Consider the following 18,357-nt stretch of genomic DNA (forward strand, 5'->3'; position numbering starts at 1 on the left):
GTCCGCGCCGCCCGTACACCACTCTTCGTACCCGTACGGCTCGGCTGCTGCGGAGAGGCCCCGGACGGGAATCCCGCCCGGGGCCGATGCAACGATCTCTCCGCCACGCGGGGCACAGCCCGCCTCGCGTTGCGGACGAGGTCAGTTACAGGTGGTGACGCTCAGGCTGCTGTCACCGCAGAGGAGCAGGCTCGCGCGGCTGCCGTGCAGGGCGGCCTCGGCGGACTCGTCCTTCGGGGTCTCCAGGGACTGCAGGTCGAGAAGCGACATGGTCGTGTTCCTTTCATCATGGGGACGGTGTGCTTGCCACGGCTTCCCGGAGGGAAGCCGGCTCTGGGGCCGCGGGTGCGGCGGGTGTCGGCGCCGGGAGGAAGGGCAGCTGCACGGGCTTGTCGTGCAGCGCGCCGCCCAGCGCGAGGAGGCATCCGGCGGTGCCGGTGCTGAGGTCCATGGAGAGCCGCATCATCTGCTCGCCGGGGAAGGCGAGCCGGCCCCGGTAGGGGACGGCGCCCCAGGAGAGGGCGTCGATCTGGCGGCGCACGTCGGCGGCGTGGGTGCCGGGGCCGCCGGTCGTCGTCCGGCTCAGGTGGAGCACCATGCCGGCGGTTCCGCGGAACAGGCCGGGCTGGGCGTAGAACATCGCCTGGGCGGCCCGGACGATCTCGCGGCGCGCCCCCTCGAACTGCTCGTCGGGGCGGTGGGCGAGGTAGTCGTCGAGCACCATGCCGATGCCGACGCTGCCCGCGCCGAGGTAGGGCATCGTGCGCCAGCCCTCGTCGACCTGGAGGGCCCCGCCGGCGCCGCGCACGCAGCGGGCGAGGTCGCGGCGGAGGGCGCCGGCGGCGAGGTCCAGCAGCGCCGGGTCGCCGGTGCGCTCGTACAGCCGCAGGTGGAGCAGGGCCTGTCCGGTGGCGCCGTGCAGCAGTCCGGCGCGCGGCGGCCGGCCGGACGGTGTGCCGTCCGCGGCCCGTTCGGCTGCCTTCGCGACGAGCCGGGAGCAGTGCAGGGCCCGGTCGTGCAGGGTGCTGTCGCCCGTGGCGGTGCCCAGGGCGTCCAGGGCGAGGCCGATGCCGGCGAGTCCGCTGTGCAGGTCGGGGGCGATCCCGTCCCAGTTCTGGGAGCAGACGGTGTCGAGCAGGGCGAGGGCGCGCTCGGTGTAGCCGAGCCGGTCCAGGACCCAGGCGATGCCGGACAGTCCGTCGTAGAAGCCGAAGGGGGTCCCGGACGCCGGGTCCTTGGTGGCCTGGAGGAGCCACTCCTCGGCTTCCGGGCACTCCGGTGCGCCGGTCTCGGCGAGGGCGTGCAGCACGCCCGCGGTGCCGTAGGCGAAGCAGGCGCCGCCGCCGGGGGCCGCGAACTGGGCGATGTCGCCGGGGAAGAAACGGTCCTTCCGCTCCGGTGTTGCGGCGGCGAGGATCGCCTGCACCAGGGAGTCCCGGCTGCGCGGCCAGTCGCCTGGGTCCACCGGCAGATATCCGCCGCCCTGCCGGGTGCCCGACGGTGCCCGGCGGGAGGCCGGACGCGGATCGACGGGGACGTAGCCGCGGGTGATCTCGGCGACCGCCTCGTCGAGGAACTCCCGGGGCACCGGGAAGTGCTGGGCGGCGATCTCCGCAAGGTGCGCGGCCTTGTCCCGGTCGATGGCGAACAGGCTGGTCAGCGGCAGGAACAGGGCGATGCGAAGGCAGGCGAGCGCATAGCGGTCGACGTCGAAGCCCCTGCGGTCCGCCGGGGCGACGAAGCCCGGGTTGGCGACGACCTGGCGGCGGCCCTCGTCGATGTGCGCCGCGGCCTCGAAGTCCAGCAGCACGACGGAGGATTCGTCCTCGGCGACCATGATGTTGAACAGGTGCAGGTCGTTGAAGGCCACGCCGCGGGCGTGGATCGCCTCGACGGCCTCCTCGACGAGGCGGTGGATCCGCAGCGCCCAGTCGGTGTAGGCGGCGAGACGTTCCTGCCCGGGGTTCTCCTCGATCAGCGGGTGCCGCCGCGCGAAGAAGGTGTTGAGCGGCTTGCCCGCTATGTGCTCCAGGACGAGGAACCGGTGGTCGCCGAGGGTGAACCAGCCCCGCACCTCGGGGGTGCAGCCGAGTCCCGAGAGCCGCTCCAGCGCGGTCCTCTCGCGCTCCAGGCGGGTCACGGCGTCGGCACCGTCCGCGGCCAGACCGGCGTACGGCCGGGCCTCCTTGAGGACGACCTGCTCCCCGGTGCGGCTGTCGCGTCCGACGTAGACACCGCCGCCGTTCGAGAAGTGCAGGGCACGCTCGATGGTGTACGGGATGTCGGTGGTCGTGACCGCGGACCGGGCCGCCAGGTGCGGCTTCAGGAAGTCGGGCAGGGTCACCCAGTCCGGGACGTGGAAGGCCGGGTCCCGGCGGTCGGGCACCAGCCGGCCCTCGCCGTCCTCGACGGCGGGGCACAACTCGCCGTCGGGGCCGAAGCAGTGGCGTTCGGTGAAGCTGCCGTACCGGACGTGCACCGGCCCGGCGCCCCACCGCAGATCGCTGAGGATGTACGGGCCGGGCTCGCCGGCCAGCAGCGCGTCGAGCTCCTCGGCGACGGTGCGGCAGTGCTCCTCGTCGACCGGGTAGACGGTGATGAACTTGCCGCTGCTGCCGCGGTCCGCGTACTTGGCGTTGCGGTTGCGCAGCAGATAGCGGCTGGGCATGAACTTGAAGGCGATGCCCCGGGAGAAGCAGTGGTCGCGGACCCGGTCGAGAATGCTCTCGGCGTTGTCCAGGCAGGCGGAGATGTGAATCTTCCAGCCCTGGCCGGGCAGACGGGTGTCGAGGGGACGGAACGCGAGCCAGTCGCCGGAGCGGTGGCGCTGCCAGCCCTCGGGGGCCTCGCGCCGCGCCGCTGCGTAGAGGGCCTCTCCGTGCGACGTGCCGGCGGCGCCCGCCGCGTCGGCCGCGGTCGCGTGCAGCCGGTGCGGAGCGTCGTAGAACTGGCGGTCGGCGTCGCAGAAGACGGCGTAGCCCTTGCTCATCCCACTCCCTCTCGGCTGTCGGGGCCGGTTTCGACGGGATGAGATTTCCACGGGGCCGGGGGCCGGAGACAGTCACGGGTGTCATGAAGCAACCGTGAAGAATGCACGCTCCGTTACCGACTGGTAGCTCTGTGCTGCGACCCGGGGCGCAGGTCATCGGCGTCCCGGGCAGCCGCCCGGTGGAGCCGGGTGGGGGCGGTGGAGGCCGCGGGAGCGGTGAGAGACCCGGGAGTGGTGGGGGCTGCGGAACGGCAGCAACGGCCGGGGGACATGGGGGAATCGGACGGTCGGTCGGACGGGCACAGGGGCGGGGCGGACACGGACGGGCGGTGCGTCCTCCTCCCGGGCATGAGGACGGGCCCGGGAGGAGGACGGCCCGGGCCCGAGTTTCCCTCGCGGCGAGGCTCAAACATCGGATGGCGGATGCGGGGTGGCGAGAGTCTTCGACGGATCGCGGGTGGCGGGTGTCCGACGGACCGTCACGAGCGGGGCGCAGGAATCCTCAGGGCCGGGGATCCGGTTGCGACCCCGAGCCCTCGGCCGGGAAGCCGCGCCGGGCGCGCACCGCTCACTCCTCTGGCGGGAACACCGCCTCCCCCGTGCCGTCGAGGCTGATCAGGATGGCTTCGACCGGGCAGCCCTCGGCCGCCTCCAGCAGCGCCTCGGACGCCTCCGTGCGGGACTCGGCCGGGTGGGACTGGCGGGCGGAGTCCAGCCGGAAGCCGCCGGGTGCGGTGCCCGCGCAGAAGCCCGAGCCGATGCAGACGCTGCGGTCGACCTCGATGTGCCAGCGGTCGCCCATCAGTCGCCCTCCCAGCCGGCGGGGAGATGGATCATCTTGTGCTCCAGGTACTCGGCGAAGCCCTCGGGCCCGAACTCGCGCCCCAGCCCGCTGTTCTTGTAACCGCCGAACGGGCCGAGCATGTCCAGGCTGAAGGTGTTCACGGAGTAGGTGCCGGTGCGCACCTGCCGGGCGATGTCGATGCCGTGGGCGACGTCCGCGGTCCAGACACTGCCCGACAGCCCGTACTCCGAGTCGTTGGCGATCCGGACCGCCTCCGCCTCGTCCTCGTACGGGAGCAGGCAGATCACCGGGCCGAAGATCTCCTCGCGGGCGATCCGCATGGAGTTGGAGACGCCGCCGAAGAGCGTCGGCTCGACGTACCAGCCGCGGTCGGGGGCGGCCGGCCGGCCGCCGCCGGCGAGCACCTTGGCGCCCTCCTCCTGCCCGAGCCGGATGTAGTCCAGGGACCGCTGCTGCTGGCGGCGGGTGACCAGCGGGCCGACCTGGGTGGCCGGGTCGAGCGGGTCGCCGACGGCCAGGGCGCCGGCCGCGGCGGCGAAGCGTTCGGCGATCTCGTCGTAGTGGCTGCGCGGGGCGAGGATCCGGGTCTGGGCGACGCACGCCTGGCCGTTGTTCATCCAGGCGTTGGGGACGATGCCGGCGACGGCGGTGTCGAGGTCGGCGTCGGGGAGGATGACGGCCGCCGACTTGCCGCCGAGTTCCAGCGTGACCCGGGTCAGGTTGCGGGACGCGACCTCCATGACGCGCTTGCCGGCCGCCACGGAGCCGGTGAACGAGACCTTGTCGACGCCGGGGTGGCCGACCAGGTACTCGCTGACCTCGCGGTCGGCCGGGAGGATGCTGAGCACCCCCTCGGGCACCCCGGCCTCGGCGGCGATCCCGGCGAGCAGCCAGGCGTCGAGCGGGGTCTCGGGCGACGGCTTGAGGATCACCGAACAGCCGGTGAGCAGCGCGGGGGCGAGCTTCGCGGCGGCGACGAACTGCGGGACGTTCCACGGCACGACGGCCGCGACCACCCCGACCGGCTCCCGCCGGACGAGGATCGGCCCGAGCGCCCCCTGGCGGCGTTCCTCCTGCGCGGCGTCCCGGGCCACGGTGATCGCCGCGTCCCACACCATCATCGCGCCGAGGGCCTGGGCGAGGACGCTCCAGGCGTAGGGGGAGCCGTTCTGCGCGCTGATGGTCCGGGCGATCTCCTCGTGCCGGACGGCGATCGCGTCCTTGATCCGGGTGACCACCTCGATCCGTTCGGCGAGGGGGGTACGGGCCCAGGGCCCGTGGTCGAAGGCCTCGCGGGCGGCGGCGACGGCGCGGTCCACATCGGCGCGCGAGGCGTGCGGCACGCGCCCGATGACCTGCTCGGTGTGCGGCGAGACCACCTCGATCACGTCCGGGCCGAGCGGGTCCACCCACGCGCCTCCGATGAACAGCTGTCCGTGCTCGATGAGGTCGGTCATCGCCTCTGCCTCCCCGCCGTCCGGCCGGTCCCCCACTGCCCGGGACCGCTCGAGATCTTCTGACGCAGCATCAGAACTGATACCAGTTCTCGTTGAACTAAGCCAGCCATCGGCACGAGTGGACCCCCGCCGGCACCTTCCGCCGACGAGGGCCCCTCATGCCGCTGCGGATCCCTCCGGCCGCCTCGCCCCACCGGGCCGGCCGCGGCGGCGAACAACGGAGCAGCCGTCGTCCGGCCGCCGCGGCTCGGCGCCCGGAGCGGTGGGACGCGGCGGAAGGCCCGGACTCACCTCTCAGATGTCGTCGCCGGGCCGCTTGTTCACCTCGATGTCCTTCGGAATCGCCGGCAGCAGTCGCTGCTTCGACGTGACCTCGGGGATCGCCCGAGGGCTGGTGAAGGCCTGCCGGGGGGTCTTGTGGAAGGTGACGGCCGGGCCGCTCCGGCGCAGGTTGCCCCCCTTCGGGGCGAGGCCCTTGAGCGCCGGGAGCCGGTAGGACGTCGCCCCGCGCAGCGCCTGGTCCAGGAAGGAAGCAGTGAGCTGCGCGGCCTGGGCGCGGGCCGCAGCCGGCTCGGCCACCTTCGAGGCCGGGCACTCCCCGACATCCCCCTCCTCCGTGTCCGTCGGGGGGAGGTTGGTGTTGAGCATCCGGTGACCCGTACCCGCGAGGAGTACGTCCGCGGCGACCTTCGTCGAGCCCGACCTGGCCAGTTCCTTCATGTCCCTGAGGCCGGCGCTCGGGTCGACGTCCTCGTCGCACCCGCCGCGGACATTGAGGACGGGGACCTTGTGCTTCACCTTCCCGGCCTCCATCGCGGGCTCGAGGGCGACCACACCGAAGAGACCGGCGCGCCGGGCGGCCTTCTGCGACAGGACGTAGCCACCGCCCCGGCTGTGCCCGACCAGTCCCACGCGGGAGGTGTCGATCCGGCCCTTCACCCCCGGGATGTTCAGGCCGTGGTCGATGCCCTTGTTGAGATCGGAGAGCAGCCGCAGATGCGTGGTGAGCAGATCCGTGTAGCCCTTTTGCGTATCGGGCTCGCCGACCCACCAGTGCTCCGGGGAGACGACGTCGATGGACACGGCGGCGAAACCCTTGCGGGTCAGCGCCTCCACGACGTGCGACAGGCCGACGTCATGGCGCAGGTAGTCGGGACCGAGGTTGGGGTTGTGGGGGTCGCCGGGCTTGTGGCAGACCAAGGGCCATTGGTCCTTGACCGGCTTGCGGGGGTAGTAGGGCGGCCGGTCGGAGAACGCACAGTTGTGATGGTTGCCGTGCATGACGACGACAACCGGGTGCGGCCCCTTTCCCTTGGGCATGCCGAGAACGCCGTGCACCTGCGTCGGGTTCCCGGGCTTTCGGGTGATGTCGAGGAGGCCGGGGGCGAGCTCATAGCTGGTCAGACCGGCTCGACCGCTGGACTTGGCTTCGGTCGCGGTGTTCCCCGAAGCCTGGGAGGTGCCGTACACGATGGTCAGGGCAAGGGCGGCGGTCGAGGCGAGACCCACGGGCCAGAGTTTTCGTGTGTTCACGGTCGGGAGGATGCGGAATTGGGATGATGGGTTCCCCTTTCGGCGGGCGTGCGGCAACGTCGCACGACGACCGCCCCCTCGCCGGCCGGCGACGGTCCGGGAGAGTTCCCGCACCACAGTTCTGACGATGCATCAGTTCTCTTATAGTGGGCCACGCATGTGCCGCCTCCCGGCCTGCCCCGGCCCCCGGCGTCCACAGCGGAGGGGACGCCCTCCGGTTCCGGGCCGGGACAGGAACCGGCCCCCGGACCGGGAGCGAGGGGCGGGCCGTCCCGGCGCGCACGCCCCGGAGGGAGGGCTCCATGACGGAACCGGCCACCCCGGTGACCGACCACGGCGGCGGGGTGTGGAGCATCCCCGTCCCGATCCCGGACAACCCGCTGGGCCACACCCTGGTGCACCTCCTGGACACCGGCCGCGGACCGGTCCTGATCGACACCGGCTGGGACGACCCGGCCTCCTGGGACACCCTCGTCGCCGGTCTCGCGGCGTGCGGGACGTCGGTCACCGAGCTGCACGGTGTCCTCGTCACCCATCACCACCCCGACCACCACGGGCTCTCCGGGCGGGTGCGCGAGGCGTCGGGGGCCTGGATCGCGATGCACCCCGCGGACACCCGGGTCGTGCGCCGGGTCCGCGCCGCCCGGCCCGCGCTCTGGCTCGACCGTCTGATCGGGAAGCTCGAAGCCGCCGGGGCGCCGGAGGACCATCTCGGCCCGCTGCGCGCGGCCCGGGAGTCCGGCCGGGACCCGGCGCTGCCCGGCCTGCGGGCCGCCCTGCCCGACCGCGCCATCGTCCCCGGCGCACTGCTCGACCTGCCGGGCCGGCGGCTGCGGGCCGTCTGGACACCCGGGCACACCCCCGGCCATGTCTGCCTGCACCTGGAGGAGGACCATCCGGCCGCCGGGCGGACCGGCCACGGCCGGCTGTTCTCCGGCGACCATCTGCTGCCGACCATCAGTCCGCACATCGGCCTCTACGAGGACCCCGACGCCGTCACGGTCACCGACCCGCTCGGCGACTACCTCGACTCCCTGGAGCGGGTCGGCGCTCTCGCCCCGGCCGAGGTGCTGCCCGCCCACCAGTACGCCTTCCCGGACGCGGCGGCCCGGGTGCGGCAGCTCCTGGCGCACCACGAGGCGCGGCTGGCCGGGCTGCGGGATCTCCTCCGGGCCCGCGCGCTCACCCCGTGGCAGCTGGCCGAGGCCATGGAGTGGAACCGGCCCTGGGAGCAGATCGCCCCCGGGTCACGGAACATCGCCGTCTCGGAGGCGGAGGCCCATCTGCGGCGCCTGGTGACACTGGGGCGGGCGGAGCCGGTCCCGGGCAGCGAACCGGTGGCGTACCGGGCGGTGTGAGGGGAGTTCCCGGGCGGCGGATGGCTGAGCCGCGCGCGGGCGGGGGCGGCACGAGGCCGGGCGGTGCGGGCCGTGTGCCGCGGAGAGGTTGCGGGGGCCGGCGGGGTGCTCGGGCGGGTTCCGGGGCACCCGTGGCGGCCCGGGACCTCGGGCGCCCATGGGCCCCCTTGCTACGGGCCGGTAGAGTGTGCCAGTCGATACCGCATCCCTCAGGGGAAAGCCGGTGCAATTCCGGCACTGACCCGCAACCGTGAGGCGCCGCGACGGCGTCGAGTCGGAGTGCCCTGGCGGATGTGACCGGCTCCTGTCTCCGGACGGGCCGTCCCACGGCCGTGCCCGGGGACCGGCACCGTCGAGGAATACGGAGCCGGAGCCCGGTGCCCCGCCGCGTGCGCACGCTCCCGTCCGCACGGCCGCGCGGTGCGCAGCGGATCCGGCCGCGTCCGCTCACCGAAAGGCACCGCCCGATGCTGCATCACCCCGGGGAGATATCCCCGCGCCCCCGGCCGGGCGGTCCGTCCCGGCACAGCAGACTGCGTCGCGCCGCCGCGCTGACCGCCGTCTCCGCCACCTTGTGCGTGACCGCCGCTCCGGCCGCGTTCGCCGCCGGCTCACCGAAGCCCGCGGCCCCGGCGAAGCTCCCGGCCGGGCTGTACGGCACCAAGGACCCGAAGTTCGACGGCGTCTGGCGGCAGTCGGTGGCCCTGATCGCCCAGGACACGGTGAAGGTCACGCCGGCACCCGAGGCCGTGGACTGGCTCGCCGGCCAGCAGTGCGCTTCGGGCGGCTTCGCGGAGTTCCGCGCGGACGCGGACAAGGTGTGCGACAAGAAGACTCCGGTGGACAGCAACGCGACCGGACTCGCGGTGCAGGCGCTGGCCGCGCTCGGCGGGCACGGCGACGCCGTGAAGAAGGCCGTGAACTGGCTGAAGTCCCTGCAGAACAAGGACGGCGGCTGGGGCTACTACCCCGGTGACCCGAGCGACGCCAACTCCACCTCGCTGGTGATCGGCGCGCTCATCGCGGCGGGGGAGAACACGCAGGACGTGAAGCCCCGGAAGGGGAAGACGTCGGCGTACGAGGCGCTGGACGGCTTCCGGCTGGGCTGCGACGCCGAGAAGGGTGAGCGCGGAGCGTTCGCCTACCAGCCGGACAAGAAGGGCAAGCTCGCCCCCAACGCGGACGCGACCGCGGCCGGGGCGCTCGCCCTGGTCGGCCGGGGACTGCACCCGGGCCGGCCCATCAAGAGCGCCGCCCAGGACGCCGAGCCGCTCGACTGCGGATCCGCTGACGCGAAGGACGAGCCGGACACGGAGGCGAAGGCCGCCGCCTCCGCCGCGTACCTCGCCGCGACCATGAAGAAGACCGACGGACACCTGACGGCCGTCGCCCCGGGTGCCGACAAGCCCGCCCCGGACTACGCCAACACGGCGGACGCGGTCATCGCCCTGGCGGCGGGCGGCTACCTGGACGCCGCCCGCTCCCCGCTCACCTGGCTGGAGCAGCACGCCCGGACCTGGTCCAAGGGGAACCCGGCGGGCCTGGGCTCGCTGATCATCGCCGCCCACGCGACCGGTGCCGACCCGCGGGACTTCGGCGGGCAGGACCTGGTGCGGCAGCTGAACGCCACCGGGCCGAAGCCGGCGGCGCAGGCCCCGGAAGAGGGCGGCGACGCGCATGACACCGAGCAGGAGGGCGGTTCGGATGGCATGTCGACGGCCTGGACGGTCGGCGCGTTCCTGGTCGCGGGCATCGGGATCGGCTTCCTGATCAGCGGCCGGAAGAAGAAGGCCTAGACGATGGCGATGGGCGTGCGCGGTCCGGCGGACCGGGGCGAGGGCGGGACGGTGCCGGAGATCGAGGGCGAACACGGATCCGGGCTCGGGTCCGGGCTCGCGTCCGGACTCGGCTGTGAGCACCGGCCGGGATTCCGGTCTCTGTTCCGGACGGGGTTCCGGTCGTCGTTCCGGACGCGGTCCGGCCGTCCGGCCCCGGCCCGCGGCGTGACGGCTGTCGCGACCGTCGCGGCCGGGGCGGTGCTCGCCGTGCTCGGCGCCGCGCCCGCCCACGCCCAGGGCTACCGCTACTGGTCGTTCTGGGACCGGAAGGGCGAGAGCTGGGTGTACGCCACCCAGGGCCCGGCCACCGAACGCCCCACGGACGGCGAGGTGCGCGGCTTCCGCTTCGCCGTCAGCGCGGATTCCGGGGACGCCGAACAGCCCCGCGATTCCGCCCGTTTCAAAACCATCTGCGCCGATACCTCCGCCAAGGCGGGCAGCAAGCGCGTCGCGGTCGTGCTGGACTTCGGCACGGCCGCGGACGCGCCCGACGGCGAGCGCCCGCCGACGTCCCGTACGGAGTGCGCGAGCGTCCCGGAGGACGCGACGTCCGCGGAGGTGCTGGCGGCGGTGGCGAAGCCGCTCCGCTACGACTCCGGCGCGCTGCTCTGCGCCATTTCCGGCTATCCGAAGAAGGGCTGCGGCGACCAGGTCGCCGACGGCGGGGGCGGGGACGGCAAGGGCGACGGCCCGGCCGGGAAGTCCGCGTTCGCTGACTCCCCGTCCTCGTCGGAGGCGGACGGCGGTGACGACGGCCCGTCCGTCGGGCTGATCGCCGGTCTCGCCGCCGTACTGGCTCTCGGTGCCGCCGCCGGGTGGCAGGCCCGTCGTCGCCGCGGATGAGCAGCGAGCACGGCCGGGCGCCCGCGCGGGCCCCGGAGACGGACACCCGGACCGCCCCACCGGCAGAGCGGTCCCGGACCGGGTGGCGGGCCCGGACGACGCGGCTTCCCCGGGGCACGCGGGCGCCGGAGGCGACGCGCAGCAACGCCCTGCACGCCGGGGCGTGGTGGCTGTGGGCCCTCGGGCTCGCCACCGCCGCGTCCCGGACCACCAACCCACTGCTGCTCGGTCTGATCGTGGCCGTCGCGGGCTATGTCGTCGCCGTGCGCCGCACCGACGCGCCCTGGGCCCGCAGTTACCGCGCCTTCCTGCTGCTCGGCCTGTCGGTGGTGGTGATCCGGCTGGTCTTCTCGGTGATCCTCGGCTCACCGATCCCGGGCAGCACCACCCTGGTCACCCTGCCCGAAGTCCCGCTGCCCGACTGGGCTCAGGGGGTCCGGATCGGGGGCCGGGTCACGCTGGAGGCCCTGGTCTTCGCGTTCTACGACGGGGTGAAGCTGGCCGCGCTCCTCGCCTGCCTCGGCGCGGCGAACGCCCTCGCCAACCCCGCCCGGCTGCTCAAATCCCTCCCCGGAGCGCTGTACGAGGTGGGCGTCGCGGTGGTGGTCGCCATGACGTTCGCCCCCAACCTCGTCGCGGACGTGGTGCGGCTGCGGGCCGCCCGCCGGCTGCGTGGCCGCCCCGACAAGGGGATCAAGGCGGTGCTGCAGATCGGGCTTCCGGTGCTGGAGGGCGCACTGGAGCGCTCGGTGGCGCTGGCGGCCACCATGGACGCCCGCGGCTACGGGCGCACGGCACAGGTCCCGCCCGCCGTCCGGCACACCACGACCGCCCTCACGCTGGGCGGGCTGCTCGGTGTCTGCGCCGGTACGTACGGCCTGCTGGCCGCCGAGGGGGCCGGGTTCGGCCTGCCGTTGCTGCTGATGGGGGTCGCCTTGGCGCTCGCCGGGCTGCGGCTGGGCGGCCGCCGGTCGGTGCGCAGCCGCTACCGCCCGGATGTCTGGGGGGTGCGGGCGTGGCTGGTCTCCGGTTCCGGCGCCGCGGTCGCCGCCCTGATGATCGGTTGCGCGGCGCAGGATCCGGCGGCCCTGCACCCGTCGGTCGTGCCGCTGGCCGCGCCGTCGCTGCCGCTGTGGCCCGCGGCGGCCGTCCTGCTCGGCCTGCTCCCGGCGTTCGTGGCACCGGCGCCGCCGCTCCCCGGGTCGTCCGGCCGGCCGGGAGTCCGTCCGTCCGCAGCCGCTTCCGGCGGCACACCGGGCGTCTCCCCCGAGCGTCCGCGGCGCACTTCCAGCCTCTCCCGCCCCTCCCGTCCCTCCAGCTCTCCCGAGGAGGAGAAGCCGTGATCCGGTTCGAGCAGGTGTCCGTCGCCTACGACGGGGCGCCCGGATTCGCCCTCCGCGAGGTGGACTTCACCGTGCCGGAGGGCGAGCTCTGCCTGCTCGTCGGGCCCTCCGGTGTCGGTAAGTCGACACTGCTGGGTGCGGTGAGCGGGCTCGTGCCGCACTTCACCGGGGGAACGCTGCACGGCAGGGTCACCGTCGCCGGACGGGACACCCGGACGCACCGGCCGCGCGAACTCGCCGATGTCGTCGGCACCGTGGGCCAGGATCCGGTGGCGCACTTCGTCACCGACACCGTCGAGGACGAGCTCGCCTACGGCATGGAGTCCCTCGGGCTCGCCCCCGAGGTGATGCGCCGCCGCGTCGAGGAGACCCTCGACCTGCTGGGCCTGGCCGACCTGCGCGACCGGCCCCTGGCGAGCCTGTCCGGCGGCCAGCAGCAGCGGGTGGCCATCGGTTCGGTGCTCACCCCGCATCCGCGCGTCCTGATCCTGGACGAGCCGACGTCCGCACTGGACCCGGGCGCCGCGGAGGAGGTGCTCGCCGTCCTGCAGCGGCTCGTGCACGACCTCGGCACCACCGTCCTCATGGCCGAACACCGGCTGGAGCGCGTCATCCAGTACGCGGACCAGGTCGTCCTGCTGCCCGGACCCGGTGAGCCGGTCGTCACCGGCGCGCCCGCGGACGTCATGGCCGTCTCCCCCGTCCACCCGCCGGTCGTCTCCCTCGGCCGGCTCGCGGGCTGGTCCCCGCTGCCGCTCTCGGTCCGGGACGCGCGCCGCGCCGCCCGGCCGCTGCGGGAGCGGCTGGCCCCGCTCACCCCGGACACCCTCACCGGCCCGGAGCCCGCGGAGCCGGTCGTCGGCACCGCGGGACTGTCGGTGCGGCGCGGGCGGACGGAAGCCCTGCGGCAGGTCTCGCTGTCCGTCCGGCCGGGCGAGACCGTCGCGTTGATGGGCCGCAACGGCGCGGGCAAGTCGACGCTGCTGGGCACGCTGGTCGGACTGCACGAGCCGGACGGCGGCTCGGCGACGGTCGGCGGCCTGACCCCGCACCGGACGAGCCCACAGGAGCTGATCCGCCGGGTCGGGCTCGTCCCGCAGGAGCCGCGCGACCTCCTCTACGCCGACACCGTCGCGGCGGAGTGCGCGGCGGCCGACGAGGACGCGGGGGCCGCGCACGGCACCTGCCGCGCCCTGGTCGCCGGCCTTCTGCCGGGCGTCCCCGACGACACCCACCCGCGCGACCTGTCGGAGGGCCAGCGGCTGGCCCTCGCGCTGTCCATCGTGCTGACGGCCCGCCCGCGGCTGGTGCTGCTGGACGAGCCGACCCGCGGACTCGACTACGCGGCCAAGGCGCGGCTGGTGGAGATCCTGCGGGGGCTGGCCGCGGACGGGCACGCGATCGTCATGGCCACGCACGACGTGGAGCTGGCGGCCGAACTCGCCCACCGGGTGGTGATCCTGGCGGACGGCGAGGTGGTCGCGGACGGCCCGACCCCGGAGGTCGTGGTCTCCTCCCCGGCCTTCGCACCGCAGGTCGCGAAGATCCTCACGCCGCAGCGCTGGCTCACGGTGTCCCAGGTGCGGGAGGCGCTGGGGGCGGGGGTCGGCCGGTGAACCCGCCTCGCTCCGCAGCCGACCGCTCCGCTGCCGTCCGACCGCCCCGGGCCGTCCGGCTCGGGGCCCGCTCGGTGGCCGCCCTCGTCCTGGTCTCGACGATCGGGGTGGCCGCGTTCGGCTGGCCGCTGCTCGCCGACCCCTCGTCCAGCCTCGCCCACTCCACCGACGCACCCTGGCTGTTCGCCGCCCTGCTCCCCCTCCTCGTGGCGGTGGTCGTGGCGACCATCGCCGACTCCGGCCTGGGGGCGAAAGCCGTCGCGATGCTCGGCGTCCTGGCGGCGGCGGGGGCGGCGCTGCGCCCGCTCGGCGCGGGCACGGCCGGCCTGGAACCCATGTTCTTCCTGATGGTGCTGGCCGGGCGGGTGCTCGGGCCGGGCTTCGGGTTCGTGCTCGGCTCGGTGACCATGTTCGCGTCGGCGCTGCTCACCGGTGGTGTGGGCCCGTGGATGCCCTTCCAGATGCTCGCGATGGGCTGGGTGTCGATGGGCGCCGGGCTGCTCCCGGGGCCGGACCGGCTGCGCGGCCGGGCCGAACGGCTCCTGCTCGCGGCGTACGGGGCGGTCTCCTCCGTGCTCTACGGCACGGTGATGAACCTCCAGGGCTGGCCGTACCTCGGCGGTCTGGCCACCGGCGTCTCCTTCGACCCCGGTGACCCGGTGCACGAGAACCTCGTCCGCTTCCTCGCCTACTGCATGGCGACCTCGCTGGGCTGGGACCTGCCGCGCGCCGTGCTGACGACCGTCCTGATCCTGACCATCGGCGGCACGGTCCTCAGGGCGCTGCGCCGGGCCAGCCGCCGGGCGGCGTTCGAGGCACCGGTGACGTTCGGCCGGGAGCCTGCCGCACCACCCGCCGGCCCGGCGGCGGAGCGGACCTGACGACGCAGTACTGAAGAGTGAAGATGCAGTACTGGAGAGTGCGGTGGACGCATGACTTCGACGTCGAACCGGTCACGTTGTACAACGAGATAGGCGACGACGGGTACGAGGTCCGCAAGGTCCAGGAGTACCGGGACGGACGCCTGCTGAAGGCGGACGCCTCGCATGAATGCGCTGACATCGGACTCGGCGAGATCCCGGTCGGCCCGATCGAGGACGTGCGAGCGCAGCCCGAGTTCTCCGCGGACGTCATCGACCGGGCCGCTTTCGAAGAGGCGTGGAGGCGAGCCCGGTACGGCAACGGGCGCTGAACCGGTCCCGGCTGCTACGGGCCGGGGCCGGCCCGGGCGTGCGGGCGAGTGGGCCTACAGCCGCTGGATGATCGTCCCCGTCGCCAGCGCACCCCCCGCACACATCGTGATCAGCGCGAATTCCCCGTCCCGCCGTTCCAGTTCGTGCAGAGCGGTCGTGATCAACCGGGCGCCGGTCGCGCCGACGGGGTGGCCGAGTGCGATGGCGCCGCCGTTCACATTGACCTTCTCCAGGTCCTGTTCGAAGACCTGCGCCCAGGAGAGCACCACGGACGCGAAGGCCTCGTTGATCTCGACCAGGTCGATGTCCCGGAGCGACATCCCGGCCTTGCCGAGGACCGCGCGGGTCGCGTCGATGGGCCCGTCGAGGTGGAAGTGCGGGTCGGTGCCGACGAGCGCCTGGGCGACGATCCGCGCCCGGGCCTTGAGCTTCAGCGCCCGCGCCATGCGTTTGGAGGCCCACATCACGGCCGCCGCGCCGTCGGAGATCTGGGAGGAGTTGCCCGCGGTGTGCACGGCCGTCGGCATGACGGGCTTCAGTCCGGCCAGGGCGTCCATGCTGGTGTCGCGGAGCCCTTCGTCCCGGTCGACGAGCCGCCACATGCCCTGCCCGGCCGCCTGCTCCTCCTCGGTGGTCGGGACCTGCACGGCGTACGTCTCCCGCTTGAAGCGTTCCTCGGCCCAGGCCCGCGCCGCCCGCTCCTGCGACAGCAGGCCGAGGGAGTCGACGCGCTCCCGGGTGAGGCCGCGGTTGCGGGCGATCCGCTCCGCCGCCTCGAACTGGTTGGGCAGGTCCACATTCCACTCGTCCGGGAACGGCTTGCCCGGCCCGTGCTTCGATCCGCTGCCGAGCGGCACCCGGGACATGGCCTCGACGCCGCAGCCGATGCCGACGTCGATGACCCCGGTGGCGATCATGTTGGCGACCATGTGGTTGGCCTGTTGCGAGGAGCCGCACTGGCAGTCCACGGTGGTCGCCGCCGTCTCGTACGGCAGGCCGCAGGCGAGCCAGGCGTTGCGCGCCGGGTTCATGGACTGCTCACCGGCGTGGGTGACCGTGCCGCCGACGATCTGTTCGACGCAGTCGGGCTGGATTCCGGTCCGGGCGAGCAGTTCGCGGTAGGTCTCCCCCAGCAGGTAGGCGGGGTGCAGATTGGCGAGCGCGCCGCCGCGCTTGCCGATGGGAGTGCGTACGGCTTCGACGATGACGGGTTCAGCGGCCATGACTCGTCCTCTCCTCGTCCGCGGGGCGTCCCGGCGCCCGCGGCAGAACTAGTACGCGTTCTAGTTCTCTTCGAAGTCTGCTGACTATTACCTTCGGTACGCAAGGGGCGTGCATGCGCCTCATCCACAACCGATACCGCCTCGAGCCTTGCCACTTGAAGAACCCGTTACTACCTTGCCGAGAGATTCTGATGGACCGTCAGATGGAGTCGCCGATGTCCTGCCCAGCGCTGCCCGAAGGGTTCGACTTCACCGATCCCGACGTCTACCAGCAGCGGGTCCCGCTCCCGGAACTCGCCGAGCTGCGCCGGACCGCCCCGGTGTGGTGGAACCCCCAGCCGCACAACGTCGCGGGCTTCCAGGACGACGGCTACTGGGTGGTGACCCGGCACACGGACGTCAAGGCGGTCTCGACCGACCCCGAGACCTTCTCCTCGAACACCAACACCGCCATCATCCGGTTCAACGAGTCCATCAGCCGCGACCAGATCGACGTCCAGAAGCTGATCATGCTCAACATGGACCCGCCGGAGCACACCCGCCTGCGGCAGATCGTCCAGCGCGGCTTCACCCCCCGGGCGATCCGCGCCCTGCGGGAGGCCCTGACCTCCCGCGCGAGCAGGATCGTCTCCGGCGCGGCGGGGAAGCCGTCGGGCAACTTCGTCACCGACATCGCCTCCGAACTGCCGCTCCAGGCCATCGCCGAACTCATCGGCGTCCCGCAGGAGGACCGTCTCAAGCTCTTCGACTGGTCCAACAAGATGGCCGCCTACGACGACCCGGAACTGGCCGTCACCGAGGAGGTCGGCGTCGAGTCGGCGATGGAGCTGATCTCGTACTCCATGAACATGGCCGCCGCCCGCAAACAGTGCCCGGCCCACGACATCGTGACGAAACTGGTGGCCGCCTCGGACGAGGGCAGCCTGACCTCCGACGAATTCGGCTTCTTCGTCCTGGTCCTCACCGTGGCCGGCAACGAGACCACCCGGAACGCCATCACCCACGGCATGCACGCGTTCCTCACCCACCCCGAAGAGTGGGAACGCTTCAAGGCCGAACGCCCCGCAACGACGGCCGACGAAATCGTCCGCTGGGCCACCCCGATCGTCTCCTTCCAGCGCACCGCCACCCGGGACACGGAACTGGGCGGGGCGCACATCAAGGAGGGCGACCGGGTCGGCATGTTCTACTCCTCGGCCAACAACGACCCGGAGGCCTTCGACCGCCCGGAGACGTTCGACATCACCCGCGACCCGAACCCCCACCTCGGCTTCGGCGGCGGAGGCCCCCACTTCTGCCTGGGCGCGAGCCTCGCCCGCATGGAAATCGACCTCATCTTCAACGCCATCGCCGACACGGTCCCGGACATCCGACTGGAGGGGGAACCGCGGCGGCTGCGGTCGGCTTGGATCAATGGGGTGAAGGAGATGCGGGTGAGCTATGGGTGAGGGGATGCGGCCGGCCTGCCGCCCGAGACGAATGCAGGCACGGGCAGGGGCGCGAGCACGGACACAGACACGGGCTCAGGCACAGACATAGGAACAGGCAGGACGCTGATCGCACAGACACGTCGCCCTTTCCCTGCCGCCCGGCCCAAGGAGTCAGGCAGACGTCAGTCGAGGGAAAGGGAAACCTGCCGCCTCTGGACGTTGATGGACGCGACCTTCACCGCAACACCGTCCCCAACCTCCAGAGCGTGCCCCTCTCCGCCCACTTCGGAGAGCGGCAGAAGGCCCGTGACACCCGACTCCAACTCCACGAAGACGCCGATGGGCGCCAGCTTGACCACGCTGCCGGAAAGGCTGCACCCCAGCATCGTGCGCGCGAAGTCAAGGAAAGGATCCGGATCCAGATCCTTCAACGACGCCGCAACGCGCCCACGCTCGGCATCAACATCCAGCACGACAACCGTGACTTCCTGCCCCGGCTGCACCACCTGGGAAGGGTGGTCGAAGTGCACCCAAGACAGATTCGGCGAGCTCACCAGCGCCTGAACGCCTCCAAGGTTCACAAATGCACCAAAATCCGTCACGGAACCAACTAGACCCTTACACACCTGCCCCGAATCCAGCTCACTGACAGCAAGAGGACGAACTCCATCACCAAACCGCTCAGGCATGAGAGCCTCCGAATTTTTTCCACACTGAACCCAACAAGGA

Annotated in this window: 15 protein-coding genes and 1 riboswitch; of the genes, 8 read left to right on the forward strand and 7 right to left on the reverse strand. The window is 72.9% G+C overall.

What is annotated here, in order from left to right; genetic code table 11:
• Nucleotides 1-141: 141 nt before the first annotated feature.
• From ACFYYR_RS00895 to ACFYYR_RS00915, 5 genes are all read right to left on the reverse strand, one after another.
• Entirely contained in the window at nucleotides 142-270 is a 129-nt protein-coding gene (locus ACFYYR_RS00895) for a SapB/AmfS family lanthipeptide (protein WP_388845285.1), read from the reverse strand.
• A 16-nt stretch (nucleotides 271-286) separates the two neighbouring features.
• A complete protein-coding gene (lanKC, locus tag ACFYYR_RS00900; RefSeq protein WP_388845289.1) occupies nucleotides 287-2,989 on the reverse strand; it encodes a class III lanthionine synthetase LanKC in 2,703 nt (900 codons plus the stop codon).
• A 568-nt stretch (nucleotides 2,990-3,557) separates the two neighbouring features.
• Nucleotides 3,558-3,791 carry a ferredoxin gene (locus tag ACFYYR_RS00905; RefSeq protein WP_388845292.1) on the reverse strand — a complete coding sequence of 78 codons (234 nt, stop codon included), beginning with the start codon at nucleotides 3,789-3,791 and terminating at the stop codon, nucleotides 3,558-3,560.
• Nucleotides 3,791-5,251, reverse strand: a complete 1,461-nt coding sequence (locus tag ACFYYR_RS00910) for an aldehyde dehydrogenase (RefSeq protein ID WP_388845295.1) — start codon at nucleotides 5,249-5,251, stop codon at nucleotides 3,791-3,793. The genes ACFYYR_RS00905 and ACFYYR_RS00910 overlap by 1 nt, the downstream gene beginning before the upstream one ends.
• A gap of 294 nt (nucleotides 5,252-5,545) precedes the next feature.
• The gene (locus ACFYYR_RS00915; protein WP_388845297.1) at nucleotides 5,546-6,784 is read right to left on the reverse strand and encodes a dienelactone hydrolase family protein; all 1,239 of its coding nucleotides are present in this window, start codon (nucleotides 6,782-6,784) and stop codon (nucleotides 5,546-5,548) included.
• 302 nt (nucleotides 6,785-7,086) lie between these two features.
• Between ACFYYR_RS00915 and ACFYYR_RS00920 the strand changes: the two genes are divergently transcribed.
• From ACFYYR_RS00920 to ACFYYR_RS00950, 7 genes are all read left to right on the forward strand, one after another.
• A complete protein-coding gene (locus tag ACFYYR_RS00920) occupies nucleotides 7,087-8,142 on the forward strand; it encodes an MBL fold metallo-hydrolase (protein ID WP_388845300.1) in 1,056 nt (351 codons plus the stop codon).
• A gap of 211 nt (nucleotides 8,143-8,353) precedes the next feature.
• Nucleotides 8,354-8,427: riboswitch (cobalamin riboswitch) on the forward strand.
• Nucleotides 8,428-8,609: 182 nt separating this feature from the next.
• Nucleotides 8,610-9,938: a prenyltransferase/squalene oxidase repeat-containing protein gene (locus tag ACFYYR_RS00925; protein WP_388845303.1), complete on the forward strand. Its 1,329-nt coding sequence runs from the start codon at nucleotides 8,610-8,612 to the stop codon at nucleotides 9,936-9,938.
• Nucleotides 9,939-10,145: 207 nt separating this feature from the next.
• Nucleotides 10,146-10,823, forward strand: coding sequence for an SCO2322 family protein (locus ACFYYR_RS00930; RefSeq protein ID WP_388846401.1), 678 nt, complete (start codon nucleotides 10,146-10,148; stop codon nucleotides 10,821-10,823).
• Entirely contained in the window at nucleotides 10,820-12,166 is a 1,347-nt protein-coding gene (locus ACFYYR_RS00935; RefSeq protein WP_388845305.1) for a CbiQ family ECF transporter T component, read from the forward strand. The genes ACFYYR_RS00930 and ACFYYR_RS00935 overlap by 4 nt, the downstream gene beginning before the upstream one ends.
• On the forward strand, nucleotides 12,163-13,782 hold the full coding sequence (locus tag ACFYYR_RS00940) for an ABC transporter ATP-binding protein (protein WP_388845308.1): 1,620 nt from the start codon (nucleotides 12,163-12,165) through the stop codon (nucleotides 13,780-13,782). Before ACFYYR_RS00935 ends, ACFYYR_RS00940 begins: the two co-directional genes overlap by 4 nt.
• A complete protein-coding gene (locus tag ACFYYR_RS00945) occupies nucleotides 13,779-14,663 on the forward strand; it encodes an ECF transporter S component (protein ID WP_388845310.1) in 885 nt (294 codons plus the stop codon). The genes ACFYYR_RS00940 and ACFYYR_RS00945 overlap by 4 nt, the downstream gene beginning before the upstream one ends.
• A gap of 23 nt (nucleotides 14,664-14,686) precedes the next feature.
• Nucleotides 14,687-14,974, forward strand: a complete 288-nt coding sequence (locus tag ACFYYR_RS00950; RefSeq protein ID WP_388845313.1) for a DUF6881 domain-containing protein — start codon at nucleotides 14,687-14,689, stop codon at nucleotides 14,972-14,974.
• Between the two features lie 54 nt (nucleotides 14,975-15,028).
• Here the strand turns inward: ACFYYR_RS00950 and ACFYYR_RS00955 are convergent, their stop codons facing one another.
• Nucleotides 15,029-16,198, reverse strand: coding sequence for a steroid 3-ketoacyl-CoA thiolase (locus ACFYYR_RS00955; RefSeq protein WP_388845316.1), 1,170 nt, complete (start codon nucleotides 16,196-16,198; stop codon nucleotides 15,029-15,031).
• Between the two features lie 215 nt (nucleotides 16,199-16,413).
• Here ACFYYR_RS00955 and ACFYYR_RS00960 point away from each other — a divergent pair, with 215 nt between their 5' ends.
• Complete coding sequence (locus ACFYYR_RS00960) at nucleotides 16,414-17,646, forward strand: cytochrome P450 (protein ID WP_388845318.1); 1,233 nt, start codon at nucleotides 16,414-16,416, stop codon at nucleotides 17,644-17,646.
• A gap of 164 nt (nucleotides 17,647-17,810) precedes the next feature.
• Here ACFYYR_RS00960 and ACFYYR_RS00965 read toward each other — a convergent pair whose 3' ends face one another.
• Nucleotides 17,811-18,317 carry a S1 RNA-binding domain-containing protein gene (locus ACFYYR_RS00965; RefSeq protein ID WP_388845321.1) on the reverse strand — a complete coding sequence of 169 codons (507 nt, stop codon included), beginning with the start codon at nucleotides 18,315-18,317 and terminating at the stop codon, nucleotides 17,811-17,813.
• Between the last annotated feature and the right edge of the window lie 40 nt (nucleotides 18,318-18,357).

It is taken from the genome of Streptomyces sp. NPDC001922 (assembly GCF_042891165.1).
Lineage (GTDB): Bacteria > Actinomycetota > Actinomycetes > Streptomycetales > Streptomycetaceae > Streptomyces.

Bases quoted from the DNA above. Each gene is read 5' to 3' on its own strand.
- ACFYYR_RS00895 (WP_388845285.1), bottom strand. From the start codon at position 270: ATGTCGCTTCTCGACCTGCAGTCCCTGGAGACCCCGAAGGACGAGTCC.
- lanKC (WP_388845289.1), bottom strand. From the start codon at position 2,989: ATGAGCAAGGGCTACGCCGTCTTCTGCGACGCCGACCGCCAGTTCTAC.
- ACFYYR_RS00905 (WP_388845292.1), bottom strand. From the start codon at position 3,791: ATGGGCGACCGCTGGCACATCGAGGTCGACCGCAGCGTCTGCATCGGC.
- ACFYYR_RS00910 (WP_388845295.1), bottom strand. From the start codon at position 5,251: ATGACCGACCTCATCGAGCACGGACAGCTGTTCATCGGAGGCGCGTGG.
- ACFYYR_RS00920 (WP_388845300.1), top strand. From the start codon at position 7,087: ATGACGGAACCGGCCACCCCGGTGACCGACCACGGCGGCGGGGTGTGG.
- ACFYYR_RS00925 (WP_388845303.1), top strand. From the start codon at position 8,610: ATGCTGCATCACCCCGGGGAGATATCCCCGCGCCCCCGGCCGGGCGGT.
- ACFYYR_RS00935 (WP_388845305.1), top strand. From the start codon at position 10,820: ATGAGCAGCGAGCACGGCCGGGCGCCCGCGCGGGCCCCGGAGACGGAC.
- ACFYYR_RS00950 (WP_388845313.1), top strand. From the start codon at position 14,687: ATGCAGTACTGGAGAGTGCGGTGGACGCATGACTTCGACGTCGAACCG.
- ACFYYR_RS00955 (WP_388845316.1), bottom strand. From the start codon at position 16,198: ATGGCCGCTGAACCCGTCATCGTCGAAGCCGTACGCACTCCCATCGGC.
- ACFYYR_RS00960 (WP_388845318.1), top strand. From the start codon at position 16,414: ATGTCCTGCCCAGCGCTGCCCGAAGGGTTCGACTTCACCGATCCCGAC.
- ACFYYR_RS00965 (WP_388845321.1), bottom strand. From the start codon at position 18,317: ATGCCTGAGCGGTTTGGTGATGGAGTTCGTCCTCTTGCTGTCAGTGAG.